Raw genomic sequence first — 26,823 nt, 5'->3', positions numbered from 1 at the left:
AACCCGAGGGAGATTGTTCATGGCGCTTGTGTTCTACACCAACCCGATGTCGCGCGGCCGGATTGCCCGCTGGATGCTCGAAGAGGTCGGCGCGACCTACGAGACCAAGGTGCTGGCTTACGGCCCCGAGATGAAATCGCCGGAGTATCTGGCGCTCAATCCCATGGGCAAGGTGCCGGCCATCGTGCATGACGGCCAGGTGGTGACCGAGGCGGCGGCGATCTGCACCTATCTCGCCTTTGCCTTTCCCGAGGCCGGGCTGGCGCCCGAGCCCGACGAGCGCGCCGATTTCTTTCGCTGGCTTTTTCTGGCTGCCGGTCCCGGCGAGCAGGCGGTCACCAATACGTCGTTCGGCTTCGCCCTGCCCGACGATCCGCAGGCACGCGGACGATCGGGCTATGGCAGTCTCGATACAGTGGCCGATGCGCTTGCGGCGATGCTGGCCGACGGGCGGCCCTTTGTCTGCGGCGCGCGGTTCACGGCGGCCGATGTCTACGTGGGGGCGCAGATCCAGTGGGGGATGCAGTTCCGCACCCTGCCCGAACGCCCCGGCTTTGCCGATTACGCCAAGCGGCTGGCCAGCCGCCCGGCGGCGATGCGCGCCAATGATCTGGACAACGCGCTGATGCCCGAAGAGGGCTGACGCGCCGCGCAAGCGCCCCTGCCCGCAGGCAGGGGCGAACATGTCCGCAGCGGCCGAACTCACTCCAGCGCGGCCTTCACCGCGGCCATCGCATCGCCGCCGTCCTTGGTGGTGACGCCGTCGAGCCAGCCGTCGAGCACCCCCATGTTTGCCGAGAGCCAGGCCCTGGCCGCATCCGACGGGCTTTCGCCGTCGTCGAGGATCGCCGCCATGATCTCGTTTTCCATCGCCAGCGTGAACTCGAGGTTTTGCAGCAGCTTGCCGACGTTGGGGCATTGCTCGACATAGCCGGCGGAGGTGTTGGTAAAGACCGTGGCACCGCCGAGGTTGGGACCAAAGTAATCGTCGCCGCCGGTGAGATAGGACATCTCGTAATTGGCGTTCATCGGATGCGGTTCCCAGCCGAGGAAGACCACCGGTTCGTCCCGCCGGTCGGCCCGGGCGACCTGGGCCAGCATGCCCTGCTCAGAGCTTTCGACCACTTCGAAACCTTCGAGGCCAAAGGCATTTTCCTCGATCATCGACAAAATCAGCCGGTTGCCGTCATTGCCCGGCTCGATGCCATAGATTTCGCCGTCGAGCGCCTCTTTGTGGGCCGCGATATCGGCGAAATCGGCGATCCCCAGATCGGACGCGGCCTTGTTCACCGCCAATGTGTATTTCGCGCCTTCCAGGTTGGCGCGCACGGTATCGACGGTGCCGGCTTCGCGGTAGGGCGCGATGTCACCTTCCATCGTCGGCATCCAGTTGCCGAGGAAAATATCGATATCGCCGTTGGCCAGCGAGGTATAGGTGACCGGCACCGACAGCACCTTGATATCGGTCTCATAGCCCAGCGCGTCCAGCACCGTGGTGGTGGCGGCGGTGGTGGCGGTGATGTCGGTCCAGCCGACATCTGCAAAGTTCACTTCGTCACATTCGGCAAAGGCAGGCGTGGCTAGGCCGATCGCCAGCGCGGAGGCCGTGATCCTGAGTTTCATGTGATTCATCTCCCTGATTTTTGTTGACTGACCAGTCAATCAATAACATATAAATCCCAGACTTCAATCCGGAGGATCTCATGCCCAAGGTCGGAATGGAGCCGATCCGTCGTGAAGCGCTGATACAGGCGACTATTGCCGAGATCGGCGCCAAAGGCACGCTTGACATCACGGTCTCTGCCATCGCGCGCCGCGCCGGCGTGTCGCCGGCACTGGCGCATCATTATTTCGGCGGCAAGGAACAGCTGTTCCTGTCGACCATGCGGCATATCCTCAGCGTTTATGGCGCCGACGTGCGCGAGGCGCTGCGCGGGGCTCAGGGCCGGCAGGCGCGGCTCGAGGCCATCGTTCTGGCCGGATTCGCGCCCGGGCATTTCCGCCGCGAGGTGGTCTCGGCCTGGATGAACTTCTATGCGCTGGCGCTGTCCTCGGGCGAGGCCGCGCGGCTCCTGTCGGTCTATCAACGCCGCCTGCGCGCCAACCTGCGCCACGCCCTGCGCCCGCTGGTCGCCGACCCCGCCGCCGCCGCCGAACGAATCGCGGCGATGATCGACGGGCTCTACCTGCGCGAGGGCCTCGCCCCGCGCGAGACCGAACACCGTCATGCCGCCGATCTGGCGATGACACATATCCAGTTGGAACTGAAAGGAAGCGCGCAATGACCCTGCCCGCCCCCCAGCCCAAGGCCAGCCATTTCGTCGGCGGCTATTACATCGAAGACACCTCGGGCGACGAGATCGCAGTGATCTATCCCTTCACCGGCGAACAGATCGCCAGCGTCCATGCCGCCACCGATGGCATCGTCGAACAGGCGATCGCCGCCGCCCTGCATGCCCAGCAGGACTGGGCCGCGCGTTCGGGCACCGAACGCGGCCGGGTGCTGCGCCGCGCCGCCGACATCATGCGCGCCCGCAACCACGAGCTGAGCCAGCTCGAAACCCTGGACACCGGCAAACCCTATCAGGAAACCTCGCTGGTCGATGCCACCTCGGGTGCCGATGCGCTGGAATATTTCGGCGGCCTCGCCGCCAGCCTCACCGGCGAGCATATCCCGCTGGGCGAGGACTGGGCCTATACGATGCGCGAGCCGCTGGGCGTCTGCGCCGGGATCGGGGCCTGGAACTACCCCACCCAGATCGCCTGCTGGAAGGCCGCGCCGGCGCTGGCCTGTGGCAATGCCATGGTGTTCAAACCCTCCGAAACCACCACGCTCTGCGCTCTGAAGGTGGCCGAGATACTGGTCGAGGCCGGCGCGCCTCCGGGCCTGTTCAACGTCATCCAGGGGCGCGGCGACGTGGGCGCGAAACTGATCGCCGATCCGCGCATCGCCAAGGTCTCGCTCACCGGCTCGGTGCCCACCGGCCGCAAGGTCTATGCCGCCGCCGCCGAGGGCATCAAGAATGTCACCATGGAGCTGGGCGGCAAGTCGCCGCTGCTGATCTTCGACGACGCCGATCTCGAGGATGCGGTCTCGGGCGCGATCCTGGCCAACTTCTATTCCTCGGGCCAGGTCTGTTCCAACGGCACCCGGGTTTTCGTGCAGGCTGGCATCTACGACGCCTTCGTTGCCCGCATGGCCGAACGGCTGCATGGCGTGAAGACCGGCGACCCGCTGGATCCGGAGGTCAATTTCGGCCCGCTGGTGAGCGCCGAACAGCGCGACAAGGTGCTGGGATACATCGAGGCCGGCAAAGCCGAAGGCGCGCGTCTCGTCACTGGCGGCGCCGCCTTGGAGGGCCCCGGTTTCTGGGTGGCCCCGACGCTGTTTGCCGATGTAACCGACGAGATGACCATTGCCCGCGAAGAGATTTTCGGTCCGGTGCTCTCGGTGCTGAAATTCGACGACGAGGCCGAGGCCGTGGCCCGTGGCAATGCGACGGAATTCGGCCTCTCGGCCGGGGTCTTCACCACCAACATCACCCGCGCCCATCGGGTGATCCGCCAGTTGCAGGCCGGCAGCTGCTTCATCAATTCCTACAACGACGCCCCGGTCGAAGTGCCTTTTGGCGGTTCGAAACTCTCGGGGGTCGGACGTGAGAACGCCAAGGCGGCGATCGAGCATTATTCCCAGCTCAAATCCGTCTATGTCCGCATGTCCCAGATCGAGGCACCTTTCTGATATGCAGGCCGATTACGTCATCGTAGGCGCCGGGTCCGCCGGCTGCGCACTGGCCCACCGCCTGACCGAAGCCGGGCGCAGCGTCGTGGTGATCGAGCATGGCGGCTCGGACAAGGGGCCGTTCATCCAGATGCCCGGCGCGCTGTCATACCCGATGAACATGAAGCGCTACGACTGGGGGTACCAGTCGGAGCCCGAGCCCTATCTCGGCGGCCGCAGGCTGGCCTGTCCGCGCGGCAAGGTGATCGGCGGCTCGTCGTCGATCAACGGCATGGTCTATGTGCGCGGTCATGCCGAGGACTTCGATCACTGGAGCGACACCGGCGCCAGCGGCTGGGCGGCGGCGGATGTGCTGCCCTATTTCAAGCGGATGGAGAACTGGCACGCCAGCGGCCATGGCGGCGATCCGTCCTGGCGCGGCACCGACGGCCCCCTGCACGTCAGCCGCGGCAGCCGCGAGAACCCGCTGGTCAAGGCCTTTGTCGAAGCCGGCAGACAGGCGGGCTACGAGACCACCGAGGATTACAACGGCGCCAAGCAGGAAGGCTTTGGCCCGATGGATTCGACGATTCACGGGGGCGAACGCTGGTCGGCGGCGCGGGCCTACCTCAAACCGGCCCGCGCCACGGGCCGCTGCACCCTGGTGCGCGGGCTGGCGACGCGGGTGGTAATCAAGGAGGGCCGCGCCACCGGCGTCGAGCTTTTGCGTCATGGCGGGCGCGACACCGTGCATGCCGGCCGCGAGGTGATCCTCGCCGCCTCGTCGATCAATTCACCCAAGCTGCTGATGCTCTCGGGCGTGGGCCCCGGCGCGCATCTCTCGGCGCATGGCATCGAGGTGCTGGCCAACCGCCCCGGCGTGGGGATGAACCTTCAGGACCACCTCGAGCTCTATGTGCAGATGGCCGCCTCGCAGCCGGTCTCTCTGTTCAAGTACTGGAACCTCTTCGGCAAGGCCTGGGTCGGGCTTCAATGGCTGGCGGCGCGGCGCGGGCCGGGCGCCTCGAACCAGTTCGAAAGCGCCGCCTTCATCCGCTCGCGCGCGGGTGTGCGCTACCCGGACATCCAGTATCACTTCCTGCCGATCGCCGTGCGCTACGACGGCAAGGCGGCGGCCGAGGGCCATGGTTTCCAGGCCCATGTCGGCCCGATGCGCTCGCCCTCGCGTGGCTCGGTCAGCCTGCGCTCGCGCGATCCGCGGGACGCGCCGAAAATCCAGTTCAACTACATGTCGCATGCCAAGGATTGGGAAGACTTCCGCACCTGCATCCACCTCACCCGCGAGATCTTTGCCCAGGAGGCCTTCCAACCCTTTGCCGGCGCCGAGATTCAGCCGGGCGCGGATGTGCAGAGCGATGCCGAGCTTGACGGGTTCATCCGCGAGCACGTGGAAAGCGCCTATCATCCCTGCGGCACCTGCCGGATGGGCGCCCGCGACGATCCCGGCGCGGTGGTCGACCCGGAGGCCCGGGTGATCGGCGTCGAGGGGCTGCGGGTGGCCGACAGCTCGATCTTTCCGCGGATCACCAATGGCAACCTCAATGCACCCTCGATCATGGTGGGGGAGAAAGCCGCCGATCACATCCTCGGCCGCAGCCCGCTGCCGCCGGAGAACGCCGAGCCCTGGATTCACCCCGACTGGCAAACCAGCCAGCGCTGACCGTCAGTCCGCCCCCGTCCCGGCCCCCGCGCCGGGACCTCTCCGCCCAAGGCGCGCACCTCGGGAAACGGCCCGCGCGCCAGGAGGCCCCGGCCCCCGCGCCGGGGCGCGCGGGTCATCTCAGCGTCCGTCGAGCCAGTCGGGCAGATGACCGATGTCGGCCAGCACGGCATCCGCATGCGGCGCCAGCGCGTCGGCCCGGGCCGGGCCGGTCAGCACGCCGACCGTGACCATGCCCGCCGCGCGGCCGGCAATCAGGTCATGGGTGCTGTCGCCCACCATCACCACGTCTTCCGGCGGGATCTCGACCGCACTGGCAAAGGCCAGGAGCGGCGCCGGATCGGGCTTCATGCCATAGCCGCTGTCGAACCCGGCGATGAAATCGAACAGCCCGGTGACCTCGACCGCCGCCAGATGCGCCCGCGCCGAGGTTTCGGTGTCATTGGTCACCACGCCAAGCCGCAGGCCGCGGGCGGTCAAGGCGCCGAGCAGCGGCGCCAGTGGCACCGCGGGGGCCAGCGGCGCATTGCGGGCGGCCGCGTCGAGAAAGCGCTCGACCTGCTCCACCGAACGGCCGGGCAATACGCGGGCAAAACATTCCGCCGCCTCGCGCGCGGTGCCGGCGATGACCGGGCTGTCGGGCTCGAAGGTCAGCCGCTCCAGATCGTAGCGCGCCGAGGCCGCCATCGCCTGCGCCAGCGCCGCATCGCCGTCCGACAGCGTGGCGATCACCCCGGCCGCCCAGCCATCCCAGGTGGCGCCGAAATCGAACAGCGTGCCGTCCTTGTCAAAGGCGATGGCCCTGATCGTCATGTCCAATGCACCTGCGCGCCGCCGGGCAGCGCCGCACGCGCCAGCATCATCCGCTCATATGCCAGCCCGTGGGCATCGCAGAACCGGATCACCCAGGCGTCATCCATCATGATGAAATCCAGCACCGAGCCGAGGAAATCCGGCTCGGCCGCCCGCTGCCGCAGATCGGCCTCTGCCATCCCGGTCGAGCCGAGAAAGACCCCGACAAGATCCTCCTGCGCCACCAGCCAAGCCAGGACCTGCAAGCCCAGGGTTTCGGCAGATTCCCGCGTATACGCCATATGTGCGCTCCCGAATGTTACCGCGTGGAAAGAATTTCTTAACTCTTCGGGCCGAAAACTTAACACAAGATTGAGGAAAGACCCGAGGGTTCACTGTTGGCACGGCAAATCCTACTTGTCGATGCGGTGGCGACCAACCGCATCGTTCTGAAAGTCAAACTGGCGGCGGCCTTCTACGAGGTCGAACAGGCGGTGAGCGCCGCCGAAGCGCTGGAGCAGGTACGCCGCAAGACCCCCTCGGTGATCCTCATCGGCGGGCTGGGCGATGCCTCGCCGGTCGATCTCTGCCGCCGGCTGCGCGGCCTTGCCGCCACGGCGCATTGTCCGATCGTGCTGATGGCATCGGAAAACAACGCCGATGCCCGCATTGCCGCGCTTGAGGCCGGGGCCAGCAGCATCCTCGATCAGCCGTGCTGCGACGCGCTCTTGCTGGCCCGGCTGCGGGCGCTGCTGCGTGGCCACGAAACCGAGATGGAGCTGCGGATGCGCGACGGCACCCACCGCGCGCTGGGCCTGTCGGAACCGGCGGCGCGCTTCGATCTTCCGGCCCGCATCGGGATCATCGCCGAAGAGCGGCGCGGCCTGGCCGGCCGGCTGCGCGAGCTGCGCGGGCTGCTGCCGCATCGGCTCGACCTGATGTCGCCGCGCGAGGTGTTTCATCCGCTGAACCGGCCGCCGGGTGGCCCCGCCGGGGCGACGCCGGATGTGCTGGTGATCGCGCTCGATGCCGGCAAGGCGGATGCGGAAATACAGATCCTGCCCGACCTGCGCGCCCGCGCCGCCACCCGCTATGCCGGGGTGCTGGTGCTGGCACCGGAGAACGCCGGGCCGCTGGCGGCCGCAGTGCTCGATCTGGGGGCCGACGATGTCGCCCCGGCCGATACCTCGCCCGCCGAGATCGCCCTGCGGGTAGAGCGGCTGGTGGCGCGCAAACGCATGGCCGACCGGCTGCGCAGCACGGTGCGCGAAGGGCTCCGCGCGGCGGTGACCGATCCGCTGACCGGGCTGTTCAATCGCCGCTACGCCCTGCCCCATATCACCCGCATCTCGGAGCGGGCGACCCGTCTGGGCCGGCCCTTCGCGGTGATGGTTGCCGATCTCGATCACTTCAAGAAGGTCAACGACAACTTTGGCCATGCCGCCGGCGATGCCGTGTTGTCGGAGCTGGCGCGGCGGCTGCGCGAAAATCTGCGCGCCGTCGACCTGGTGGCGCGGATCGGCGGCGAGGAGTTTCTCGTCGTGCTGCCCGATGCCGCCGATCACCGGGCCAACCGCACCGCGCACCGGCTCTGCGCCGCGGTGTCGGACGCGCCCTTCGCCATTCCCGGGCAGGAGGCGCCGATCCGCATCACGATTTCGATCGGCGTGATGATCGCGCGGCCGCAGGCCACGCCGGGCGCCGCCGCCGGTGCCGCCCCGCTGCGGCCCGAGGCGCTGTTGCGGGATGCCGATGCCGCGCTCTACAAGGCCAAGGCGCACGGCCGCAACCAGGTCGAACTGCGCCGCCCGGCGGCCTGAGCGGGGTTACTTGTGGCGCCGGTCGCCGCGCTCCAGCGCCTCGGCCACACGGTCGGCAAAGGCGGCGCGGCCCTCGGGGCTCATCGCGGCCACATAGGACACCAGGATCTCCTGGCCGCGCTGCTGACGCGCGGCGGCACGGGCGTTCTGGCGATCGAGCACCTCGGCGAAGGCGCCCGCATCGAACGGCTCGGCGCGCAGCACGGCCAGCGCTTCGCGGTATTCGGCCCGGGCCCGCTCTCGCACCGCCTCGCGCGGGCCTTCCTTGCGCATCTCGCGAAACCATTCGCGGCCGATCGCCTTGCGGTCGTCGCGGGTCAGGGCCTGGGTGTAAGGCGCCACGGCGTCACGCGGGTTGCGCGGCGGCGCCTTGCCCGGCCCGCCGGTGAGCAGAAAGCCCGCCACCAGCCCGACAATCGCCAGGTTCATCGCCAGGGACAGAAACAGCACGACCCGCAGGCCCGGCAAAATGCGGCGTGGTTTGGTATTGTCCGCCATGGTCAGCCTTCCCCAAGGTCGAAGTCGAAGCCGGAGACCGGATCATAAAGCGCCGCCTCCTCGGTGGTGTAATAGGCCGCCGTCTCGCTGAGGCTCTCAGGCGGGCTGATGCCGATCAACAGCCCGCTGACCGACGCCGCCGCCAGCCCGGCAAAGGCCGGCCAGCCGCCCAGCGCCGCGCCAAGCTGCGCGAAAAGACCCGGGCGCGGCGGCGCTTTGCGTTCCGGCAATTTAGCTGTGTCGAAACCGGCCTGCACCGTTTCGGCATCGGTCATCACCCGCGCCAGCAGCTCCGGCGAGACCTCCGGGCCAGAAGGACGGCGCGCCTGCCGTTCTTCCTCGAACAGCGCCTCGAGGAAAGCCTCCTCGCCCAGTTTGTCAGACCTCGTCATCGGTGTACCCCAGTTCTGCCTTGCGGCCCTCAAGCGCGCGGGCCAGGGCCCGCTTGCCACGTGCGGTAAGGCTTTCGACAGCCTCAACGCTGATCCCAAGTATGGCGGCGATCTCGGGGTTGCCCAACCCCTCGAAATGCCTCAGTTCAACCGCCCGGCGCTGCCGTTCCGGCAGTTTGGCCAGCGCCCCGGCCAGGGCGGCGCGTCGCGCCTCGGTCTGCATCTGTGCCGGGGCGTCGCCGGTGTCGTCCACCGGTTCGCCGGCGTCCTCGAGCGGCGCAACCCGGCGGCGTTTGCGCAGCCGGTCGGTGGCCAGGTTGGCCACCACCCGCCAAAGCCAGGTGCTGACCTGCGCCTCGCCCTGCCGCCAGTCGGGCGCGATCTTCCACAGGCGCATCAGCGCATCCTGTGTCACGTCCTCGGCCTCGGCGCGGTCGCCCAGCATGCGAAAGGCCTGGGCATAGGCCCGGGGCGTCAGCCGCAGCGTCAGGGCACGCGCCGCCGGCCCGTCGCCATTGGCGTAGAGCACCAGCAATGCCTCGTCACTGATCCCGTCCGTTGCGTCGAGCGCCATGTCCATATACCGCGGCCTAAATCCTTTTGTCGCGCTTGGGAACCGGGCAATCCCGCCAGCCCCCTTGCGGTCATCCCTGGTCTGTTCGACGCCTCCCCCCGCCATGGCAGGGGGAGACGCGGACCGGGCGGGAGCAAAGGGATGAAAGCTCGCGCCCGAAGCCGGGCTCAGTTCTCGGTCGGGGCCGGAGCATTGCCGGGGCGGCGGGCCGCAAGACGTTCCTTGGCGCTGTCGAATTCGGCCTCCGAGACGCTGCCGTTGCCATCGGTGTCGATCAGCGCGAACAGCCGGTCAAAACCTGCGCCGCCGCGGGCGCCGTCACGGTCGGCACGGCGATGTTCGCCACCGTCCTTGCCACCGCGCGCCTTGTCGCCGCGGGCATGCGCTTTGCCCATCTTCCCGCCCTTGCGCATCTTGTCGTGGCCGGCCTCCATTTCGGCGGCGCTGACGGTGCCGTTGCCATCGGTGTCGAGACGGTCGATCATTCGCGCAAAGCGGGCGTCGCGGCGCGCGTCGGCCGCGGCCTCGAGCTCTTCGGCGCTCAGCTCGCCGTCGCCGTTGGCGTCCATCCGGGCAAAGCGGGCCTTGCCGATGTCGCGCATTTCCTCGGGGGTCAGGCTGCCGTCGCCGTTCTGATCGAAATGCTCGAACTCGAGAGCGGCTGCGCCCCCCATGCCGCCAAAGCCGGCGCCGCCCTTGGCCAGCGCGCTGCCTGCCGGAACGCTCAGGGCGATGGCCGCGATGAGGGCCGCGCCGATCAGCGGAGTGCGTGTCTTGCTCATTGTAGTCGTCCTTTCGGTTTCCTGCTTGCGATGCGGCGGTCTTTTCCGTCGCGATCTGAGCCTCAAACGGGCCGGCCCGGCGCTTCCGTCGGCCCTGCGCAGGTTTTTTGATCACGTCGCCGTGAGCGCTCACGCGACATCCCGCCGCAAGGACGGATTGTCCGATGTTTTTTTCATTGGAAGGCTCATAGTCTCGGTTTGGTTAGCGAGGTGGTGACCATGAAGAATTATCAATTGTCCGATCGCGATGCGGTCGAGACGGTCGATCTGCGGCCCGGCAGCAGGCCCGACACGGCAGAACGCGAGCTCTGGCCGACGCTCTGGAAGGGCTGGCGGCGCAAGTGCCCGAACTGCGGCAACGGTCCGATGCTCTCCGGCTATCTCAAGGTGCGGGATGCCTGCCCGGTCTGCCGGCAGGAGCTGCATCACCACCGCGCCGACGACGGCCCGGCCTATCTCACCATCCTGATCGTGGGCCATCTTCTGGCGCCGTTGCTGTTGGTTGTCTTTACCACCTGGCGGCCCGAGCCGCTGGTGCTCTTCACCATATTTGGCGTTGGCACGATTGCGCTCTCGCTATATCTTCTGCCGAGGCTCAAGGGCATGATCGTGGCATTTCAATGGGCGCGCAGGATGCACGGATTTGGCAAACCGGCCGAACCAGAGGCGCCGCGCCCCTGACAGGGGGTAGGATGAGCAGCATCGACAAGACCGGGATACGCGACGCGGCGACGGTGATCGTGCTGCGCGACCGGGCGACACGGCCGCGTATCCTGATGGGTCAGCGCGGCGCTGCCGCGGCCTTCATGCCCAACAAGTTCGTCTTTCCCGGCGGCGCGGTGGATGCGGCGGATGCCGATGTGCCGCTCGCCCGTCCGATTGCCCTGCCCTGCGCCCATCGCCTGCGCGAGGATTGCGCCGACGACAACAGCCACGCGGTTGCCGCCGCCGCGATTCGCGAACTCTGGGAAGAAACCGGCCTGTTGCTTGGCCAGAAAGGCCGCTGGCCCGGCGCGGTTCCGGCCGATTGGCAGGGCTTTGCCGACATGGGCCTTCTGCCCGATGCCGCGCCGCTGCAATTCGTTTTTCGCGCCGTCACCCCGCCGGGCCGGCCCCGGCGCTTCGATGCGCGGTTTTTCCTGATCGATGCCGCCGACCTGGCCTCGGACCCGGATGATTTCTCGGCCGCCTGCGACGAGTTGAGCCATCTGCACTGGGTCGCGCTCGACGAGGTGCGGGCGCTCGACCTGCCGTTCATCACCGAAGTGGTGCTGGCCGAGGTGGCCGCGCGGGTCGATGACCCCGCGCCGCCCGCCTCGGTGCCATTCTTTCGCAATGACGACGAGGAAAGCCTGTTTCTGCGCCTGCACGGCCGCGCCCTGCCGGACTGACCTCAGGCCTGCCGACCCCAGCGCACCCCGGCCCAGAAGCGTTCATAGAGCACGTAGTTGACGAAGCCGATTGCAGAATTCACCAGCGCCATGGTGCCGCCCACGGCCACGGAGCCGGTGAAAAGCAGCCCCACGAGGCTCATCACCACCAGCCCCATGAAAATCCACACCACACCTTTGACGATCGTGCGTTCGCGCGTTTCCAAGTCTGCCTCCATTTGTTGATATGGCTTCGGCATACGCCTGTCAGGCCTGTGGGGACATTCGGAATATAGTTAGCAAAATTCCGCATCTGTGATATTATTCACCACATGATGGCAAAAACCGACAAGCGCGTCAGAGCTGAAACCTTCCGAAGCAGGGTCAGCGAAGCGATGGCCCAGGCCGGCACCAACCAGAGCGCCCTGGCGCGCGACATCGGCGTTGATCGATCGACCGTGTCACAGCTTGTCTCCGGCAGCGGCGCACGCCTGCCCAACGGCCAAGTGGTGGCGGAATGTGCCCGGGCGCTGGGCGTCTCGGCCGATTGGCTGCTGGGCCTGTCGGACCGACCCGAGAGCGCCGCGCGCATTGTCGCCAATGCCTTTCGCATCACCGAGGCACCGCGCGCGCTGGTCGATCAGCAGATCTTCGACTGGCATCTCGAGGCCGACGGCTACAAGATCCGCTATGTTCCCCCTGCCCTGCCCGACATGCTGAAGACCCGCGAGGTGCTGGATTGGGAATATACGCCGCATCTGGGCCGCACCGCCGAACAGGCGATCAACGCCTCGGAAGAGCGGCTGGAATGGATGCGCGATTCCGCCTCGGACTACGAGATCTCCCTGCCGATGTTCGAACTTGCCAGCTTTGCCGGCGGCACAGGATATTACGCCGGGCTGCCCCGCGATCTGCGCCAGGCCCAGCTCGCGCGGTTGCAGCGGCTGGCTGCGCAGCTCTATCCGCGGATGCGCATCTGCCTGTTCGACGCCCGCCGGCTCTATTCCGCGCCGCTGACGATCTTTGGCCCCTTGCAGGCGGTGATCTATCTCGGCAGCAATTACCTGGCCTTCCGCGACACCGAGCGGGTGCGCGCCATCACCCGGCATTTCGATCACCTGGTGCGCGAGGCCGCGGTCCCGGCCCGCGCTCTGGGCGATCACATCGAAACGCTGTTGCAGGAGATGTGAGGGCTCAGACCTTGGGCGCGTTGACCCCGGGCGTCACTTCGCGGCGCTTGAGCTGCGCCTCGCGCAGGGTGATGAAGATGACCGAGCCCAGGATCAGCCCGCCGCCCAGCACCACCGCCGGATCGACCGGTTCGCCAAAGACCAGTGCTCCGAGGCTGACCGCCCAGACCAGTTGCAGAAAGGTGATCGGCTGGGTCACCGTCAGGGGCGCGGCGCGAAACGCCAGGGTCATGGCAAAATGCCCCCCCGTGGCGAAACAGGCGACGGCAAACAGGACCGCCAGCGTCCACAGGTCGGGCGCGACCCAGACGACCAAGGCAAAAGGCGCCAGCCCGATGGTCACGGTGACCGAGAGCATGGCGACAACCAGCGTCGGCGACACCTCGTCGGCCACGATCTTGGCCACCAGGTAGGAACAGGCAAACAGCACCGCGGTGCCCAGCATCGCCAGATGGCCGGGGTTCACTTCGCGAAAGCCCGGCCGCAGGATGATCACCGCCCCCAGCAGCGCGATACAGACCGCCAGGATCCGCCGAAAAGCCAGCTTTTCACCCAGAAACAGCGCCGCCCCGATGGTGACATAGACCGGCGAAAGATAGTTCATCGCCGTTACCTCGGCGATGGGAATACGCGTCATGGCAAAGAACCACAGGATCACCCCGAGGGTGTGCACCGCGCCGCGCAGGCCAAAGAGCCGCCACTGACGCGGGCTCATCCGTGTGGCAAGCAGCGTCCTGGCCGCCGGCAACAGGAAGACCAGCCCCAGCACATACCGCAGAAACGCCGCCTGCGCGGAAGGCACCGCATTGTCGAGGTATTTGACGAGCGCCGTCACCGCCACGAAGCACAGCCCCGTGACCAGCATCCAGAACACGCCACGCACAGGGGAAGGCTGGGGTTTTGTCATGCGCGCATCAAGACCCGCCCGGGCGGGATGTGCAAGGCCCGCAGCGTTATCCCAGAATGAGTTTTGCCGCGATCGCCCACATAGTCAGCCCGACCACCACGTCGAGGATCTGCCAGGCCCGGGCCGAGGTAAAGAGCGGCCGAAGCAGCCGGGCGCCGAAACCCAGCGAGAAGAAAAAGGCAAACGAGGCACTCATCGCCCCCAGCGCGAAGGCCAGTCTTTCGTCATATTGCGCCGAGATCGAGCCCAGAAGCACCACGGTGTCGAGGTAGACATGCGGGTTGAGCCAGGTCAGCGCCAGGCAGGTCAGCACCGCCGCCCGCAGGCTCTGGGTGCTTTCGCCGGTGTCAGCCAGCGCCGCGCCGCCCGCGGCCGCGGCGCGGAAATTGCGCAGCCCGTACCAGATCAGAAAGGCCGCCCCGCCCAGGCGCATCACCGTCTCGAACAGCGGCACCGCCTCGGCCAGAGCGCCAAACCCCGCCACGCCGGCGGCGATCAGCAATGCATCGCTCAGCGCGCAGGTCAGCACCACCGGCAGAACATGCAGCCCCTTGAGCCCTTGCCGCAGCACAAAGGCGTTCTGCGCCCCGATCGCCAGAATGAGGGAAAACCCGAGTGCAAATCCCGCGACTGCCGCCTGCATGTCCGCTCCGTTCCTGTTCGCTGCGTTCTCTGGCGCGGCCGGACCGGAAAGTCCAGCGCAGCGCCCGCGGCAAATATTCCGATCTATTTTGTCGGAATTGGATTGCAGCGCGCCTGCGGATCAATTACCGAGAGATTTAGTAAGATATCAACCCATGGAGATACACATGCGGCACACCGCTGTCACCTCGATCCTTGCCCTGTCCCTGAGCGCCGGTGCGGCGCTGGCCGAGGGTGAGGTCAACCTCTATTCCTCGCGTCACTACGACACCGACGAGCGGCTCTATTCCGATTTCGAAGCGCAGACCGGCATCACCATCAACCGCATCGAAGGCAATGCCGACGAACTGATCGCGCGGATGGAATCCGAAGGCGCCAACTCGCCGGCCGACGTGCTGCTCACCGTCGACACCTCGCGGCTGACCCGCGCCAAGGAAGCTGGCGTGCTGCAAGCGATCGACAGCGAGTTGCTCGAGGCGCGGGTGCCGGCCTATCTCCAGGATGACGACAACCAGTGGTTCGGCTTCTCGCAGCGTTCGCGCATCATCTTCTACGACAAGAACGATGTGGAAAACCCGCCCGCGACCTATGCCGATCTGGCCAAGCCGGAGTATGAAGGCCTGGTCTGCATCCGCTCTTCGACCAACGCCTACATGCAGACCCTGCTGGCCGCCATCGTCGAGCATGAGGGCGAAGAGGCCGCGCGCGACTGGGCCCAGGCAGTCAAGGACAACTTTGCCCGCGATCCGCAGGGCGGCGACACCGACCAGCTCCGCGGCATCGTCTCGGGCGAATGCGATATCGCCGTGTCGAACACCTATTACTTTGCCCGCGCCATCCGCACCGATGTCAGCGGTCTGAGCGACAGCCTGGACAGCATCGGCTGGGTCTTTCCCGATCAGAACGGCAACGGCGCGCATATGAACCTCTCGGGCGGCGGTGTGGCGGTGAACGCCCCGAACCGCGAGAACGCGATCAAGTTCCTCGAATATCTGACCTCGGATCAGGCGCAGCAGTATTTCTCGGCCGGCAACGATGAATACCCGGCTGTGCCCGGTGTGGCGATCAGCCCCTCGGTGGCCGAGCTCGGCTTTTTCAAGCCCGACAGCGTCGATCTGAGCGCCGTGGCCGGCAACATCCCGACCGCACAGAAAATCTTCAACCAGGTCGGCTGGGAGTAATCTCCGCGCCCGATCGAAGACCAGGGCCCCGCCTGTTCCGCAGGCGGGGCTTTTCTCTGTCCAGCGGATCAAGCGCCGTGCCTCGCCGACCTGCGGAGCCAAGCAATGCGCGGCGGCAGGCTCCCGCGCCAGTCTGCGCCGCTATTCCCGGCCCACCCGGCGGCAGAGCAGGATAACCGGCAGCACGCCCACCGCCACAATCACCAGGCTGGGCACCGCCGCTCCTTCGAGCCGTTCATCGGCCGCCAGCCGATGCGCCTGCACCGCCAGCGTGTCATAATTGAACGGCCGCAGGATCAGCGTCGCCGGCAATTCCTTCATCACGTCGACAAAGACGATCAGCAGCGCGGTCAGCAGGGACGGCGTCAGGATCGGCAGATGGATGCGCCGAAGGGTGCCGTAGCTCGACTGGCCGAGCACCCGGCTGGCGGCGTCGAGATTGGGGTTGATCGCGCTCTGCCCGCCCTCATAGGCGCCGATGGCGGCGGCCATAAACCGGATCATATAGGCAAAGACCAGGACCCAGATCGACCCGGTGAACAGCAGCCCGGTCGAGACCCCGAACCAATCGCGCATCACCGCGTCCAGCGCGTTGTCGAAGGCGGCGAAAGGCACCATCAGCCCGACGGCGATCACCCCGCCCGGCACCGCATAGCCCAGCCGCCCGGCATAGATCGCCCAGCGCGCGCCCGGGCGGCGTGCGGCGCGGTGAAAAAAGCCCAGAACCACCGCCGCGGCCAGAGTGCAGAGCGCCGCCGTGCCGGCGAGCACCAGCGAGTTCTGGATGAACCCCAGATAGCGCCGGCTCATAAGATCCTGCCCCGAGCCCTGCCCCATGATCACCAGCGCGACGATCGGGATCACCGCCCCGAACAGCACCGGCACCGCGCACAGCGCCCAGGCCGCGAATTCGGAGCTGCCATGCAGCCGCAGCCGGGTCAGCCGCTCGACCCGCTGGCCGGTATGATACTTGGCCTCGCCGCGCGACCGGCGCTCGAGCACCGCCAGGGTCAGCGCAAAGGCCAGCAGCCCGAGCGACAGCTGCGCCGCCGCGGCACGGTCGGCCATGGAGAACCAGCTGGTGTAGATGCCGGTGGCAAAGGTCGGGACGCCGAAATAGGACACCGTGCCGAAATCGGCGATGGTCTCCATCGTCGCCAGCAACACGCCGGCCGCAATCGCCGGGCGCGCCATCGGCAGGGTCACCTTGAGAAAGGCCTGAAGCGGCGTGTTGCCCAGCGCGCGGGCGGCGTGAAAAGTGCTCGCGCTCTGGCCCAGAAAGGCGGCGCGCGCCAGCAGGTAGACATAAGGATAGAGCACCAGAACCAGCATGGCCGCGGCCCCGCCGAGACTGCGAATCTCGGGGAACCAATAATCGCGCGGCCCCCAGCCCATGACCTCGCGCAGGGTGCTCTGCACGATGCCGGGATGGTCGAGCAGATGGGTATAGGCATAGGCCAGCACATAGGCCGGAAAGGCCAGCGGCACCACCAGCAGGATCTCGAACAGCCGGCGGCCGCGAAATTCGGTCATGGTGACGAAACAGGCCGCGCCGGTGCCGATGCTGAGCGTGCCCAGCGCCACGCAGGCGACAAGCACCAGGGTGTTGCCGGCGTAACGCGGCAGCACGGTCTGCGCCAGGTGGGTCAGCGTTTCGACCCCGCCGGTGACCCCGGCCAGCGTCACCGCGAGGATCGGCAAGAGGCAGAGCCCGGCCACCGCATAGGCCGCCGCGCGCAAAAGGCGCAGCGGTTCCGCATGACGGCGGCGGCGGGGCGGGCTCAGGGTGCTGTCGGTCGGCATCCGAGCTTTTTTGTCAGGTGTCTCGGGCGGACGCAAGCCCCGCTCCCCTGCTCAGGGGCTGCGGTCGGCCGGCTTGTCGGGCGCGGCGATGGTATAGGCACAGCGGTCGGGCTTGAGATCGATCAGCGGCGTGCCGTCGAGACAGTCGAGACCGCGCACGATGACCTCTGGCCCCTCGATCCGCAGAATCGCCACCTTGGACAGGCCGATCGGATTGGGCCGTACCGGCGAGCGCAGCGAAAAGACACCGCGCACCGCGCCATCCGAGCTCGGGCTTTGCAGCACCAGGTCGCGGCGGCTTTCGTGCAGCCAGTAGAGCACATCGGCAAATTCGTAGCGCTCGAGCCCGGCCAGACCGGCGGCCCAGGGCGCGTCGAGCACCAGCCGGCAGTCCGGGCCGTCGAGCCGCCCCTGCCGCGGGCAGAGGTCGCGGCGGGTGAACGGCGTGCGGATCCGGCCGATGAAATGCAGCGCCGCATCGCGCGGCGCATCCGTCGCAACCGCCACCTCGTTGTCGCGCAACTTCTGTGTCATCTCCGGCCCCCGGCCTGCGTCTCCGTCACATCAGCCTAGCGCGCGGCGTGGCGGGGCAACAAGCCATCCGGTCAGCCGAGCGTCACATTGCCGCCCGGTGCCTCAGGCGAGATGGCAAAGGCCCCCGTGCGCAGCGCCGGATCATAAAAGGTATGACAGGCCCGGCCCCGGTTTTTGGAGGCATAAAGCGCGATGTCGGCATCCTCTTGCAGCTGGGCCATGTCGAGCGCCTCGTAATCCTCGCTCATGGTGATGCCGATGCTGCCCGATATCCGGCAGGCCTCCGCGCCAAAGGTAATCGGCCGTTCCAGCCGCGCGATCAACCGCTCGGAGATGTCTGCCAGCCGCCTTCGGTTCATCTTGCCGACAAAGAGCAGCATGAACTCGTCACCGCCGACCCGCGCCACCGTATCCTCGCGGCGGGTCTCCTCGACGAGGATCTTGGCCACCTCCTGCAAGACATGGTCGCCCGCCGCATGGCCCATGCTGTCATTGACCGCCTTGAAATAATCGAGATCGAGGTGCATCAGCGCAAAACGCCCCGGCCCGGCCACCAGGCGCGCCAGCACGTGATCCATGGCGCGGCGGTTCTTCAGGCCGGTGAGCGTATCGGTAAAGGCCTGTTCCTCCGCGGCGATCTTGGCGCCCTCGAGCTTCTGGTTGAGCTTGCGCGACGCCTCCATCGCGGCGGATTTGGCCTCGACCAGATAGAGCATCTCGATGGTCAGATCGGTGGCGGCAAAGTCGCCGCCGGTGAGGGAAAATTCCCGCACCGCCTCGACCACCGAAATCCCGAAGGAGAGGTTGACCACCAGACCGCCGGATTTGCCCGGCGCCGGCATCAGAACGCCCTTGAGCCCGATCGGCGCCCCGCTGCGAAACCGCATGTGCAGCCGCGCCCCGGCGTGATGGCGCAGATCGCCGGCGTCGCGCACCGAGCGCGGGCGCCGCATCTCGAACACCTCGAGAAAGCGCTGGCCGGCCAGAACCTCGGCCGGCCGCAGCTTGGCAAGCGTCGGGCCGACATGGGCGATATGGCCGGTGCGGTCGAGCACAAGATGCATCGGGCACAGGACATCGAGCAAAAGAGCCAGATCGTCCATCACGCGCCCCCGGCCCGGGCCAGGCCAAGCTCGAAGGCGCGGCCCTCGGCAAAGGCGGCTTCGATCAGGGTGATTTCGATCACCTCGGCCCCATGCGACACGCCCTTGTGTTCGAGAAAGACCAGCGCGCCGTAATCGTCGGCCATGGCGCGCAGGACCCCCACCGCCACATGACCGATGCCGGCAAAATCGCCGGTGCAGAACAGGCTGAACTGATTGCCGCCGTAATCGCGCAGCTCGAGCGCGGGCAGCACCAGATCCTCGACCGCGAGGCGGGCGCGATCGGGCAGATCGTCGAGCGAATGCAGGAAATCGAGAAACGTCTCGCCGCCAAAGCGCAACAGGCGCCGGGGCGCCTCGACCGCGGGGTTGGAGATCAGGTAGGTGCCGACATCCTCGAGTACGGTTTCGCGGTCCTTGCCGAGCGCAGCCGCCATTTCCCCGATCATCCGCTGGGTCAGCTCGTTGCCATAGTGCAGCATCGGCTCGAATTCGGTGAAATCCAGCTCGAGCCGGCGCACCACCTCGCCCCAGGCCGGGGCGCCATAGGTGTCGCGGTAAAAACACTGGATCGCCCGATTGATCAGACCATGCATCGCCAAGCCTCCGTTTCCGCGCAGGATGGCGACAGACCGTTAAGGATCTCCCAACAGATAAAATGCGAGGGATAAACGCCGCCTGCTGCTCACTCCGCCCCAGGCGAAAGCACCTTGCCGAGCTGATCGAACAAGATGTTGAAATTCATCGGCTTGCCGATCAGCGGCACGCCTTCGAACTCGTCCGGCAGCTGCGTCGCGCTGTAGCCGGAGACTGCGATTAAGGGAATGCCGAGCCGGCGCAGCTCCTTGGCCAGCGGCACCGAGGTTTCCCGCCCGAGATTGACGTCGAGCACCGCCGCCGCGCAGCGCGACTGGCTCAGCAGGGTCCGCGCCTGGGCGACGGAATTGGCCGGCCCCAGTACCTTGTACCCGGCCCGGTCGAGGCCCTCGGCGATATCGAGCGCGATCAGCGGCTCGTCGTCCACCACCAGAACGGTGTTGTCGGGGCGGGTGTCCACATAGCCGGTCTCGTCGCTCAGCGGCCGGCGCGCCGGCACCGGGTCTTCGATGACGCCGTCCGCCGGGCAGGCCAGCCGCCAGACCAGCCCCGCGGCGGCATATCTGGTCTCGACCTCGCCGTTGAGCGAGCTGCGCACCAGATGCCCGGTCATGGTCGAGCCGAAGCCGCGCCGCTGCGGCTCTGTCACGTCAGGTCCGCCGCTTTCCTGCCACTCCAGAAGAAACTGCGGCTGGCCCTGCTGCGGCGCGATCTTCCAGCGCAGGTGGACTTCGCCACCCGGCACCGACAGCGCGCCGTATTTCGCCGCGTTCGTCGCCAGTTCATGCAGCGCCAGGCCCAAGGTTTGCGCGGCGGCGGCGGTGACCTCGATCTCGGGCCCGTCCAGATGAATGCGCGTACCGATCAGATCCTGGAAATGGCTGAGCTGCGATCGCACCAGCGCGCCAATCGGCACATGCCGCCAGCCGCTCTGGACAAGCACGTCCTGCCCCGCCGACAGCCCCTGGATGCGCTGGGTAAAGCGTTCGACAAAATCCTCGGGGCTGCTGGCGGCGGTCTGACGGGCGATCGAGAGCACCAGCGAGAGCATGTTCTTGGCCCGGTGATTGACCTCGCGCATCAGCAATTTGATCTGCTCTTCAAAGCGTTGCCGTTCCGAGAGATCATAGAAATGACAGACCACCCCGTCGCGTCCATCCGGCAGGGTCAGGCGTTCGATCTTCCAGTCATAGGCCTCGCGCACCTGGATGTCGGCGCGGGTTTCGACCGTGCCGGGGGCATGATAGGGTTCGCCGGTCTCGAGCGTGTGGCGAAACAGGCCGATCGCCTCGGAGGCAAAGGGTTCGGGCCAGATGATGCGCAGCACTTCGGCAAAGTCACGCCCGATCAGCGGCCGGACATTCTCAAACACCTTCTGCGCGCCCTGGCTGACCTGGTGCAGCCGGAAATCGGCATCGACCGTATAGATGCCGAAGGGCGAACGTTCGACCAGATCGCGAAAGGTGTCATGCGCGGCGCGCAGCCGGTCCTCGGCCGCCTTGCGCTCGGTGATGTCAAAGCCCGACGGCACCAGCGCCACCACCCGGCCCGCGGCGTCGCGCAGCGGCGAGAGCATGAAGGCGATCCACATGCGGGTATCCCCCGCCATCCGCGCCTCGGCGTCATAGCGCACCACCTCGCCCTGCGCGGCGCGCTGCACCGCCGCTTCGAGACGGGCCATGCCGGCGGTGTCATGCGACCACCAGTAACATTCCCAGAATTTCTTGCCGATAACCTCGTCGCGGCTGACGCCACCGGCCTCGAGCGCCGGCGCATTGGCCTCGGTCAGCGTTCCGTCGGGCGCGAGCAGGCCGACAAAACCGACCGTCTGATCGATGATGCGGCGCATGAGCTCCATGTCGGCCATCCCGCGCGGGAGGTCGGCGCTGTCAAACCCGCCCGGGTCGCTCTGATGTGCCACAGAGGGTGCCTCTCGCCGTGGGTGCGATGACAAGGCGCCAGGGCCACGCACCGGCCGACACCGCGTCATCTCCCCGTCAACTTAGAAGGACAAACCCATATGGCAAAGGGTTTTTTTTTGCATGTACCGCTTGCCCGGCCCGCCCGTCGCCCTACGGCGCTGGCGCGGGACCGGTTACAAAAGGCGCAGCAGGTCCGGCGATGGCAGACCGGTCACCGCCAGCCCCTGGCGGCGCTGGAAGGCCTCGATCGCGGCGCGGGTCTTGTCGCCGATCACGCCGTCGGCACCGCCGGTATCGAAGCCGCGGGCGGTAAGCCGTTGTTGCAGGCGGATGCGGTCGTCCTTGGTCAGCCCGTAGCGGTCGGGCGGAAAGCCCGCCCGCAGCGGCCCGCCGCCGGCGATCCGGTCGGCCAGATGGCCGACCCCCAGCGCATAGGCGTCGGAATTGTTGTAGCGCTTGATGACGTTGAAATTGCCGGTCACGGCAAAGACCGGCCCGCCCGGTTCGGGCTGAAGGCTGCGGCCCGACGGCGCCCCCGGCCCCGCCTCGGCGCCCCAGCGCAGCCCGCGCTGCCAGCCGTGGCGCGACAGGTAGGCGGCGGTCGAGGCCAGCGCGTCGGAGGGATCTTCGGCCCAGATGTCGCGCCGCCCGTCGCCGGTGAAATCGACGGCATATTCCTGAAAGGTGGTCGGAATGAACTGGGTATGGCCCATCGCCCCCGCCCAGCTTCCGGTCATCCGCGCGGCAGAGATGTCGCCCCGTTGCAGGATGCGCAGCGCGGCCAGCAGCTGGGCCTCGAAAAACGCGCCGCGCCGGCCGTCATATGCCAGCGTCGACGTGGCCGAGATCACCGGGATCTCGCCCTGCCGCTCGCCGTAGAAGCTCTCGAGCCCCCAGATCGCGGTGACGATATAGCGGTCGACGCCATAGCGGGCCTCGACGGCCGATAGCACGCCTTCGTGCCGGCGATAGGCCGCGCGGCCCTTGGCGATGCGCGCGTCAGAGGCCGCGATCGACAGGTAATCTTCGAGCGTGCGCTTGAATTCGGTCTGGTTGCGGTCGCGGGTGACGACACCGGGCAGATAGCCGGCGCCGCGAAAGGCGGCATTCAGCGTGGCCTGCGAAATCCCCCTGTCGGCCGCGCGGGCACGGAAATCCGCGACCCAGGCATCGTAACCGGCATTGCGCGCGGGGCGCAGATCCTCCGGCAGCCCGGCCGGGCGACCACTGCCGTCGTCACGCCCCGATCGGCCACCGCATCCGGCCAGCAGCGTCGCCGTCAGCCCTGCGCCGAAACCCCGTCTGGTCATCCTCATGAAACTGCCCTCACCGCTTTTTCGCCGAGCTTATCGCATCGCGGCGGCGGCGCAATCGCTGCGCCGGTGTGGCGGGGCATGGTGCCGGGTTTCGGCAGAGGCCCGCCGACACCCGGGCGCAAGCCCTCTCAGAGCTGCTCCATCACCTCGTCGGAAGCTTCGAAATTGGCGGTCACGCGTTGCACGTCATCGTCGTCTTCCAGCGCGTCGAGCAGCTTCATCAGCTTCTGCATGCCTTCGAGGTCCAGCTCGGTGGTGGTGGTCGGTTTCCAGATCAGCTTGGTCGACTCCGACTCGCCCAGCTCGGCCTCGAGCACTGTCGAGACCTCGTTGAGATCGGTGTCGGCACAATAGATCACATGGCCGTCGTCCGAGCTCTCGACATCCTCGGCGCCGGCTTCGATCGCCGCCATCATCACCGCATCGGCGTCGCCGACCTCGGCCGGATAGACCACTTCGCCCTTGCGTTCGAACATGAAGCCCACCGAACCGGTCTCGCCCAGGTTGCCGCCGGCCTTGGTAAAGGTCGAGCGCACGGTCGAGGCAGTGCGATTGCGGTTGTCGGTCATCGCCTCGACGATCACCGCCACGCCACCCGGGCCGTAGCCCTCGTAGCGGATTTCTTCGTAGTCATCGCCTTCGTTGGCCTGCGATTTCTTGATCGCGCGGTCGATCACATCCTTCGGCACCGATTGCGACTTGGCCTCCTTGACCGCCAGCCGCAGGCGCGGGTTCTTGTCCGGGTCGGGGTCACCCATCTTGGCGGCGACGGTGATCTCTTTCGACAATTTCGAAAAGAGCTTGGAGCGCGCCGCGTCCTGGCGCCCCTTGCGGTGCTGGATGTTTGCCCATTTGGAATGGCCGGCCATGGCTGCCTCATGTCATGTCTGCGGATCAGGCGCTTCTATAGTCCAGCAGGGCAATGCTCTGCAAGGCCGTCACCTCTGGCCGTAGCGGGCCGGCAGATGGGGCGCGGCGCCCCCCGCCCGCCGCCGCCGTCGGCCGGGACATCCCGTGCCTTATCCGCCGACCACCATATCCTCGTAGCTGTCGATGATCGCCATGAATTCATCGAACTCGCGTTCGGGCACGTTGAGCTGATACAGCGAGGTCTTGATCTCGGTGCGCACCATGTCGAACTCGCGCGCGGTGACATTCAGGTGGGCGTGGCTCGCGCGCATATCGCGGCCGGGATAGATCGCCGGCCCGCCGGTTTCCTGGATCGACCAGGCGGTGACCAGGAACTTGAACCCGGCATGGCCCTGCTGGTCGTGAAACTCGGCGACCTTGGGGTTGGCGTTGCCGAACTGGTTGACGTAGAGCCGGTCCACCAGATTGTCGACGGCGGCAGAAATCCCGTACAACCCGCCGAGACGGGAATAGAGGCTGTCGTCGCCCGTATCATAGGGCGCAGCGGCAGCGATGTCTTCGATCTTCTCGGTCATGGACCTGGTCCTCCCTTTCGATGCCCCTTGCGGGACGGTCATTCCCGGTCGTTCCGCTGCCGCGCCTCCCTGCGCGGCGTATCGGATCCGGGCAATCCGGTCATTTCGTCGGTCAGCGCGTGCAGCGCCTCGCGCAGCGCGGCGAAGCGTTCGGGCGACAGGCCGGTACGGCAGACCACCCCCTGCTGGACCCGCGCCGCATGCCGTTCCACCTCCGCCCCCTTGGGCGTCAGTTCGATCACCACCTTGCGGCGATCCTCGGTGCTGCGGCTGCGGCTGGCGAAGCCCGAGGCGACAAGCTGATCGGCGACCGGCGTCACCGCGTTCAGGCCCAGCCCCAGCCGCCGGGCAATCTCGGAGGGTGTCGCGCGGCCGTACTGCCAGAGCACCATCATCATCAGATATTGTGGATAGGTCAGCCCGAGCGCCATCAGATCCGGGCGGTAGGCCCGCGTCACCGCATTGGTGGCAGCATAAAGCGCAAAGCAGAGCTGATCCTCCAGCCGGACGGTGCCAGGCCCCGGGGCGGTCTCCTGCGGCTCTTGCCCGCTCGGGTCGCTTTCGGTCATGGCAAAAGATCCTCAGTGCTCGGTCCGGGACACATCGGGTCAGGCCTGGTCGCCCGACCTGTCCGGAATTTTCATTCATGCGTGAACTATACATACATGAATAACATATCCGGCGATTCGCGCAATATCCTTCTGTTGCCTCGGCCGGCGCAGGGTTAGGACTGAACCATGACAGTTGATCAGATCATCCTCTTCTCGCTCTTCGGAGCGGTTTTCGGCCTCCTGCTCTGGGGCAAGTTCCGATATGACATCGTCGCCTTCTCGGCGCTGCTGCTCGGCGTGGTGCTGGGCGTGGTCGAGACCAAGGACGCCTTCTCGGGATTTGGCCATCCGGCGACGCTGATCGTGGCGCTGGTGCTGGTGGTCTCGGCCGGGCTGGTGCGCTCGGGCGCGGTGATGTTGATCACCCGCACCCTGGTGGATTCAGGCCGCCGGCTGGGCACCCATATCGCCATCATGGGCGGGGTCGGCGCGGTGCTTTCGGGTTTCATGAACAACGTCGCGGCGCTGGCGCTCCTGATGCCGGTCGACATCCAGACCGCGCGCAAGGCTGGAAGATCGCCGGCCAAATCTCTGATGCCGCTCAGTTTCGCCACGATCCTCGGCGGCATGGTCACGCTGATCGGCACGCCGCCCAACATCATCATCGCCTCGATCCGGGGCGAGACCTTCGGCACACCGTTCCGGATGTTCGATTTCGCCCCGGTGGGCGCGGTGGCGGCGCTGACCGGCCTGGCCTTCGTGGCGCTGATCGGCTGGCGGTTCATCCCGCAGCGCGAGGATGCGCTGTCCAAGGCGCGCGAGCTCGATCCCTATATCGCCGAGCTCACCGTCCCCGCCGACAACAAGGCGGTGGGCCAGCGGGTGCGCGACCTGTCGGAGACCGCCGACAAATCCGACGTTGCCATCCTCGGCCTGATCCGCGATGGCAACCGGCGTTATGGCTCGGTGCTCAACACCCGGATCGAGGCCGAGGATGCGCTGGTGCTGGAGGCCACGCCGGAAGCGCTGGACGAGTTCCGCACCACGCTCGACCTGGCCTTTTCCGACGACCGCCGCGAGGAATTGCTGAAAGCCGAAAGCGACGGGCTGAGCCTGGTCGAGGTGGTGGTGCCCGACACCTCCCGGCTCAACGGCAAAACGGTGCAGGCGGTGGGCCTGGCGTGGCGGCATCGGACGATCCTGATGGGCATCTCGCGCAAGGGCCGGCGGATCACCAAGCAGATGCGCCAGACGCAGATCGAACCGGGCGACATCCTGCTGCTGCTGGCACCGCGCGAAAGCGCCAATACGGTGGCCGAATGGCTGGGCGTGCTGCCGCTGGCCGACCGCGGCCTGGCGGTGACCGAAAACACCAAGACCTGGGCCGCCATCGGGCTGTTTGCCGCTGCCGTCGCCGCGGCAAGCTTCGGGCTGGTCTATCTGCCGGTGGCGCTGGGGCTGGTGGTGGTGGCCTATGTGCTGCTCAAGATCCTGCCACTGTCCGAGCTTTACGACCACATCGAATGGCCGGTGGTGGTGCTGCTCGGCTCGATGATCCCGCTCGGCGCGGCGCTCGAGACCTCGGGCGGGACCGAGCTGATCGCCGGCGCGCTGGTGGGGTTGACCGAGGGCTGGCCGGTCTGGGCGGTGCTGACCGTGCTGATGGTGGTGACGATGACCCTGTCGGATGTGCTCAACAACACCGCGACGGCGATTGTCGCCGCGCCGGTGGGCATCCAGATGGCGCAAACGCTCGAGGTCTCGCCCGACCCGTTCCTGATGTGCGTGGCGGTGGCGGCCTCGGCGGCGTTCCTGACGCCGATCGGGCACAAGAACAACACGCTGATCCTCGGCCCCGGGGGCTATCGCTTCGGCGATTACTGGTGGATGGGGTTGCCGCTGGAAATGCTGGTGATCGCGGTCTCGGTGCCGGCCATTCTGGTGTTCTGGCCGCTGTAGGGCGGCGCACTTCGGGGGCTCTGCCCCCGGACCCGCGGGAATA

Annotated in this window: 29 protein-coding genes; 10 read left to right on the top strand and 19 right to left on the bottom strand. The window is 67.0% G+C overall.

Annotation, left to right across the window (positions count from 1 at the left end):
* Window positions 1–19 precede the first annotated feature (19 nt).
* On the top strand, window positions 20–643 hold the full coding sequence (locus tag AC0J5K_RS04445; RefSeq protein ID WP_048530316.1) for a glutathione S-transferase family protein: 624 nt from the start codon (window positions 20–22) through the stop codon (window positions 641–643).
* A 59-nt stretch (window positions 644–702) separates the two neighbouring features.
* Here the strand turns inward: AC0J5K_RS04445 and AC0J5K_RS04440 are convergent, their stop codons facing one another.
* Window positions 703–1,623: a choline ABC transporter substrate-binding protein gene (locus AC0J5K_RS04440; RefSeq protein ID WP_048530315.1), complete on the bottom strand. Its 921-nt coding sequence runs from the start codon at window positions 1,621–1,623 to the stop codon at window positions 703–705.
* Window positions 1,624–1,703: 80 nt separating this feature from the next.
* Here AC0J5K_RS04440 and betI point away from each other — a divergent pair, with 80 nt between their 5' ends.
* From betI to betA, 3 genes are read left to right on the top strand one after another with little or no spacing between them, the layout of a single operon-like run.
* Window positions 1,704–2,285, top strand: a complete 582-nt coding sequence (gene betI / locus AC0J5K_RS04435; protein WP_048530313.1) for a transcriptional regulator BetI — start codon at window positions 1,704–1,706, stop codon at window positions 2,283–2,285.
* Window positions 2,282–3,742 carry a betaine-aldehyde dehydrogenase gene (gene betB, locus AC0J5K_RS04430; protein ID WP_074834630.1) on the top strand — a complete coding sequence of 487 codons (1,461 nt, stop codon included), beginning with the start codon at window positions 2,282–2,284 and terminating at the stop codon, window positions 3,740–3,742. Before betI ends, betB begins: the two co-directional genes overlap by 4 nt.
* A gap of 1 nt (window position 3,743) precedes the next feature.
* Window positions 3,744–5,402 carry a choline dehydrogenase gene (gene betA, locus AC0J5K_RS04425; RefSeq protein ID WP_274564672.1) on the top strand — a complete coding sequence of 553 codons (1,659 nt, stop codon included), beginning with the start codon at window positions 3,744–3,746 and terminating at the stop codon, window positions 5,400–5,402.
* A 120-nt stretch (window positions 5,403–5,522) separates the two neighbouring features.
* Here the strand turns inward: betA and AC0J5K_RS04420 are convergent, their stop codons facing one another.
* The gene (locus AC0J5K_RS04420) at window positions 5,523–6,215 is read right to left on the bottom strand and encodes an HAD family hydrolase (RefSeq protein ID WP_274564670.1); all 693 of its coding nucleotides are present in this window, start codon (window positions 6,213–6,215) and stop codon (window positions 5,523–5,525) included.
* Complete coding sequence (locus AC0J5K_RS04415; RefSeq protein ID WP_274564668.1) at window positions 6,212–6,496, bottom strand: DUF3572 domain-containing protein; 285 nt, start codon at window positions 6,494–6,496, stop codon at window positions 6,212–6,214. Before AC0J5K_RS04415 ends, AC0J5K_RS04420 begins: the two co-directional genes overlap by 4 nt.
* Window positions 6,497–6,592: 96 nt before the next feature.
* Here AC0J5K_RS04415 and AC0J5K_RS04410 point away from each other — a divergent pair, with 96 nt between their 5' ends.
* Window positions 6,593–8,014 (top strand): diguanylate cyclase, encoded by a 1,422-nt coding sequence (locus AC0J5K_RS04410; protein WP_274564666.1) that lies wholly within the window; start codon window positions 6,593–6,595, stop codon window positions 8,012–8,014.
* A gap of 6 nt (window positions 8,015–8,020) precedes the next feature.
* Here AC0J5K_RS04410 and AC0J5K_RS04405 read toward each other — a convergent pair whose 3' ends face one another.
* The 4 genes from AC0J5K_RS04405 to AC0J5K_RS04390 form a co-directional block, all read right to left on the bottom strand.
* On the bottom strand, window positions 8,021–8,512 hold the full coding sequence (locus AC0J5K_RS04405; protein WP_074834622.1) for a periplasmic heavy metal sensor: 492 nt from the start codon (window positions 8,510–8,512) through the stop codon (window positions 8,021–8,023).
* 2 nt (window positions 8,513–8,514) lie between these two features.
* The gene (locus AC0J5K_RS04400; RefSeq protein WP_074834621.1) at window positions 8,515–8,904 is read right to left on the bottom strand and encodes a hypothetical protein; all 390 of its coding nucleotides are present in this window, start codon (window positions 8,902–8,904) and stop codon (window positions 8,515–8,517) included.
* Window positions 8,891–9,484: an RNA polymerase sigma factor gene (locus tag AC0J5K_RS04395; RefSeq protein WP_074834619.1), complete on the bottom strand. Its 594-nt coding sequence runs from the start codon at window positions 9,482–9,484 to the stop codon at window positions 8,891–8,893. Before AC0J5K_RS04395 ends, AC0J5K_RS04400 begins: the two co-directional genes overlap by 14 nt.
* 161 nt (window positions 9,485–9,645) lie before the next feature.
* Entirely contained in the window at window positions 9,646–10,260 is a 615-nt protein-coding gene (locus AC0J5K_RS04390; protein ID WP_274564662.1) for an EF-hand domain-containing protein, read from the bottom strand.
* A 219-nt stretch (window positions 10,261–10,479) separates the two neighbouring features.
* Between AC0J5K_RS04390 and AC0J5K_RS04385 the strand changes: the two genes are divergently transcribed.
* Both AC0J5K_RS04385 and AC0J5K_RS04380 read left to right on the top strand, forming a co-directional pair.
* Window positions 10,480–10,941, top strand: coding sequence for a DUF983 domain-containing protein (locus tag AC0J5K_RS04385; RefSeq protein ID WP_082154571.1), 462 nt, complete (start codon window positions 10,480–10,482; stop codon window positions 10,939–10,941).
* Window positions 10,942–10,952: 11 nt separating this feature from the next.
* A complete protein-coding gene (locus tag AC0J5K_RS04380) occupies window positions 10,953–11,651 on the top strand; it encodes an NUDIX hydrolase (protein WP_274564656.1) in 699 nt (232 codons plus the stop codon).
* 2 nt (window positions 11,652–11,653) lie between these two features.
* Here AC0J5K_RS04380 and AC0J5K_RS04375 read toward each other — a convergent pair whose 3' ends face one another.
* Entirely contained in the window at window positions 11,654–11,857 is a 204-nt protein-coding gene (locus tag AC0J5K_RS04375) for a DUF2061 domain-containing protein (protein ID WP_048530296.1), read from the bottom strand.
* A gap of 105 nt (window positions 11,858–11,962) precedes the next feature.
* Between AC0J5K_RS04375 and AC0J5K_RS04370 the strand changes: the two genes are divergently transcribed.
* Window positions 11,963–12,820 carry a helix-turn-helix domain-containing protein gene (locus AC0J5K_RS04370; RefSeq protein ID WP_074834616.1) on the top strand — a complete coding sequence of 286 codons (858 nt, stop codon included), beginning with the start codon at window positions 11,963–11,965 and terminating at the stop codon, window positions 12,818–12,820.
* 4 nt (window positions 12,821–12,824) lie between these two features.
* Here AC0J5K_RS04370 and AC0J5K_RS04365 read toward each other — a convergent pair whose 3' ends face one another.
* Together AC0J5K_RS04365 and AC0J5K_RS04360 are read right to left on the bottom strand one after the other, a co-directional pair.
* Window positions 12,825–13,727 (bottom strand): DMT family transporter, encoded by a 903-nt coding sequence (locus tag AC0J5K_RS04365; protein ID WP_048530293.1) that lies wholly within the window; start codon window positions 13,725–13,727, stop codon window positions 12,825–12,827.
* 46 nt (window positions 13,728–13,773) lie between these two features.
* Window positions 13,774–14,370, bottom strand: a complete 597-nt coding sequence (locus tag AC0J5K_RS04360) for a LysE/ArgO family amino acid transporter (RefSeq protein ID WP_074834613.1) — start codon at window positions 14,368–14,370, stop codon at window positions 13,774–13,776.
* 166 nt (window positions 14,371–14,536) lie between these two features.
* On the opposite strand from AC0J5K_RS04360, the gene AC0J5K_RS04355 reads away from it, so the two are divergent.
* The gene (locus AC0J5K_RS04355; RefSeq protein WP_048530291.1) at window positions 14,537–15,550 is read left to right on the top strand and encodes a Fe(3+) ABC transporter substrate-binding protein; all 1,014 of its coding nucleotides are present in this window, start codon (window positions 14,537–14,539) and stop codon (window positions 15,548–15,550) included.
* Between the two features lie 141 nt (window positions 15,551–15,691).
* Here the strand turns inward: AC0J5K_RS04355 and AC0J5K_RS04350 are convergent, their stop codons facing one another.
* The 9 genes from AC0J5K_RS04350 to AC0J5K_RS04310 all read right to left on the bottom strand — a co-directional run bounded on the left by AC0J5K_RS04350 (window position 15,692) and on the right by AC0J5K_RS04310 (window position 24,839).
* Window positions 15,692–17,353 (bottom strand): ABC transporter permease, encoded by a 1,662-nt coding sequence (locus tag AC0J5K_RS04350; RefSeq protein WP_074834612.1) that lies wholly within the window; start codon window positions 17,351–17,353, stop codon window positions 15,692–15,694.
* Between the two features lie 51 nt (window positions 17,354–17,404).
* Window positions 17,405–17,887, bottom strand: a complete 483-nt coding sequence (tsaA, locus tag AC0J5K_RS04345; RefSeq protein WP_274564647.1) for a tRNA (N6-threonylcarbamoyladenosine(37)-N6)-methyltransferase TrmO — start codon at window positions 17,885–17,887, stop codon at window positions 17,405–17,407.
* Window positions 17,888–17,958: 71 nt separating this feature from the next.
* On the bottom strand, window positions 17,959–18,990 hold the full coding sequence (locus AC0J5K_RS04340) for a diguanylate cyclase domain-containing protein (RefSeq protein WP_274564645.1): 1,032 nt from the start codon (window positions 18,988–18,990) through the stop codon (window positions 17,959–17,961).
* Window positions 18,990–19,586, bottom strand: a complete 597-nt coding sequence (locus AC0J5K_RS04335; RefSeq protein ID WP_048530284.1) for a heme NO-binding domain-containing protein — start codon at window positions 19,584–19,586, stop codon at window positions 18,990–18,992. The genes AC0J5K_RS04340 and AC0J5K_RS04335 overlap by 1 nt, the downstream gene beginning before the upstream one ends.
* An 89-nt stretch (window positions 19,587–19,675) precedes the next feature.
* Window positions 19,676–21,445, bottom strand: a complete 1,770-nt coding sequence (locus AC0J5K_RS04330; protein ID WP_423135778.1) for a PAS domain-containing protein — start codon at window positions 21,443–21,445, stop codon at window positions 19,676–19,678.
* A gap of 237 nt (window positions 21,446–21,682) precedes the next feature.
* Window positions 21,683–22,825, bottom strand: a complete 1,143-nt coding sequence (locus tag AC0J5K_RS04325) for a lytic murein transglycosylase (RefSeq protein ID WP_274564640.1) — start codon at window positions 22,823–22,825, stop codon at window positions 21,683–21,685.
* A 128-nt stretch (window positions 22,826–22,953) separates the two neighbouring features.
* Complete coding sequence (locus tag AC0J5K_RS04320) at window positions 22,954–23,694, bottom strand: YebC/PmpR family DNA-binding transcriptional regulator (protein WP_048530278.1); 741 nt, start codon at window positions 23,692–23,694, stop codon at window positions 22,954–22,956.
* A 150-nt stretch (window positions 23,695–23,844) separates the two neighbouring features.
* A complete protein-coding gene (locus AC0J5K_RS04315) occupies window positions 23,845–24,270 on the bottom strand; it encodes a group I truncated hemoglobin (RefSeq protein WP_274564635.1) in 426 nt (141 codons plus the stop codon).
* A gap of 38 nt (window positions 24,271–24,308) precedes the next feature.
* Complete coding sequence (locus tag AC0J5K_RS04310; protein WP_074834601.1) at window positions 24,309–24,839, bottom strand: MarR family winged helix-turn-helix transcriptional regulator; 531 nt, start codon at window positions 24,837–24,839, stop codon at window positions 24,309–24,311.
* 168 nt (window positions 24,840–25,007) lie between these two features.
* Here AC0J5K_RS04310 and AC0J5K_RS04305 point away from each other — a divergent pair, with 168 nt between their 5' ends.
* Window positions 25,008–26,780 carry an SLC13 family permease gene (locus AC0J5K_RS04305; protein ID WP_048530275.1) on the top strand — a complete coding sequence of 591 codons (1,773 nt, stop codon included), beginning with the start codon at window positions 25,008–25,010 and terminating at the stop codon, window positions 26,778–26,780.
* Window positions 26,781–26,823 lie beyond the last annotated feature (43 nt).

The organism is Marinovum sp. E3 (assembly GCF_055755275.1).
The sequence above is the reverse complement of the archived record's forward strand: the minus strand, read 5'-3'. Positions and strand labels throughout refer to the sequence as shown.

Coding starts and splice junctions, on each gene's coding strand:
- AC0J5K_RS04405 (WP_074834622.1), bottom strand. CDS start 8,512: ATGGCGGACAATACCAAACCACGCCGCATTTTGCCGGGCCTGCGGGTC.
- AC0J5K_RS04415 (WP_274564668.1), bottom strand. CDS start 6,496: ATGGCGTATACGCGGGAATCTGCCGAAACCCTGGGCTTGCAGGTCCTG.
- tsaA (WP_274564647.1), bottom strand. CDS start 17,887: ATGACACAGAAGTTGCGCGACAACGAGGTGGCGGTTGCGACGGATGCG.
- AC0J5K_RS04385 (WP_082154571.1), top strand. CDS start 10,480: ATGAAGAATTATCAATTGTCCGATCGCGATGCGGTCGAGACGGTCGAT.
- AC0J5K_RS04370 (WP_074834616.1), top strand. CDS start 11,963: ATGATGGCAAAAACCGACAAGCGCGTCAGAGCTGAAACCTTCCGAAGC.
- AC0J5K_RS04325 (WP_274564640.1), bottom strand. CDS start 22,825: ATGAGGATGACCAGACGGGGTTTCGGCGCAGGGCTGACGGCGACGCTG.
- AC0J5K_RS04365 (WP_048530293.1), bottom strand. CDS start 13,727: ATGACAAAACCCCAGCCTTCCCCTGTGCGTGGCGTGTTCTGGATGCTG.
- betA (WP_274564672.1), top strand. CDS start 3,744: ATGCAGGCCGATTACGTCATCGTAGGCGCCGGGTCCGCCGGCTGCGCA.
- AC0J5K_RS04335 (WP_048530284.1), bottom strand. CDS start 19,586: ATGCATGGTCTGATCAATCGGGCGATCCAGTGTTTTTACCGCGACACC.
- AC0J5K_RS04400 (WP_074834621.1), bottom strand. CDS start 8,904: ATGACGAGGTCTGACAAACTGGGCGAGGAGGCTTTCCTCGAGGCGCTG.
- betB (WP_074834630.1), top strand. CDS start 2,282: ATGACCCTGCCCGCCCCCCAGCCCAAGGCCAGCCATTTCGTCGGCGGC.
- AC0J5K_RS04390 (WP_274564662.1), bottom strand. CDS start 10,260: ATGAGCAAGACACGCACTCCGCTGATCGGCGCGGCCCTCATCGCGGCC.
- AC0J5K_RS04395 (WP_074834619.1), bottom strand. CDS start 9,484: ATGGACATGGCGCTCGACGCAACGGACGGGATCAGTGACGAGGCATTG.
- AC0J5K_RS04330 (WP_423135778.1), bottom strand. CDS start 21,445: ATGGAGCTCATGCGCCGCATCATCGATCAGACGGTCGGTTTTGTCGGC.
- AC0J5K_RS04420 (WP_274564670.1), bottom strand. CDS start 6,215: ATGACGATCAGGGCCATCGCCTTTGACAAGGACGGCACGCTGTTCGAT.
- AC0J5K_RS04320 (WP_048530278.1), bottom strand. CDS start 23,694: ATGGCCGGCCATTCCAAATGGGCAAACATCCAGCACCGCAAGGGGCGC.
- betI (WP_048530313.1), top strand. CDS start 1,704: ATGCCCAAGGTCGGAATGGAGCCGATCCGTCGTGAAGCGCTGATACAG.
- AC0J5K_RS04355 (WP_048530291.1), top strand. CDS start 14,537: ATGCGGCACACCGCTGTCACCTCGATCCTTGCCCTGTCCCTGAGCGCC.
- AC0J5K_RS04440 (WP_048530315.1), bottom strand. CDS start 1,623: ATGAAACTCAGGATCACGGCCTCCGCGCTGGCGATCGGCCTAGCCACG.
- AC0J5K_RS04310 (WP_074834601.1), bottom strand. CDS start 24,839: ATGACCGAAAGCGACCCGAGCGGGCAAGAGCCGCAGGAGACCGCCCCG.
- AC0J5K_RS04305 (WP_048530275.1), top strand. CDS start 25,008: ATGACAGTTGATCAGATCATCCTCTTCTCGCTCTTCGGAGCGGTTTTC.
- AC0J5K_RS04360 (WP_074834613.1), bottom strand. CDS start 14,370: ATGCAGGCGGCAGTCGCGGGATTTGCACTCGGGTTTTCCCTCATTCTG.
- AC0J5K_RS04380 (WP_274564656.1), top strand. CDS start 10,953: ATGAGCAGCATCGACAAGACCGGGATACGCGACGCGGCGACGGTGATC.
- AC0J5K_RS04315 (WP_274564635.1), bottom strand. CDS start 24,270: ATGACCGAGAAGATCGAAGACATCGCTGCCGCTGCGCCCTATGATACG.
- AC0J5K_RS04445 (WP_048530316.1), top strand. CDS start 20: ATGGCGCTTGTGTTCTACACCAACCCGATGTCGCGCGGCCGGATTGCC.
- AC0J5K_RS04350 (WP_074834612.1), bottom strand. CDS start 17,353: ATGCCGACCGACAGCACCCTGAGCCCGCCCCGCCGCCGCCGTCATGCG.
- AC0J5K_RS04340 (WP_274564645.1), bottom strand. CDS start 18,990: ATGGACGATCTGGCTCTTTTGCTCGATGTCCTGTGCCCGATGCATCTT.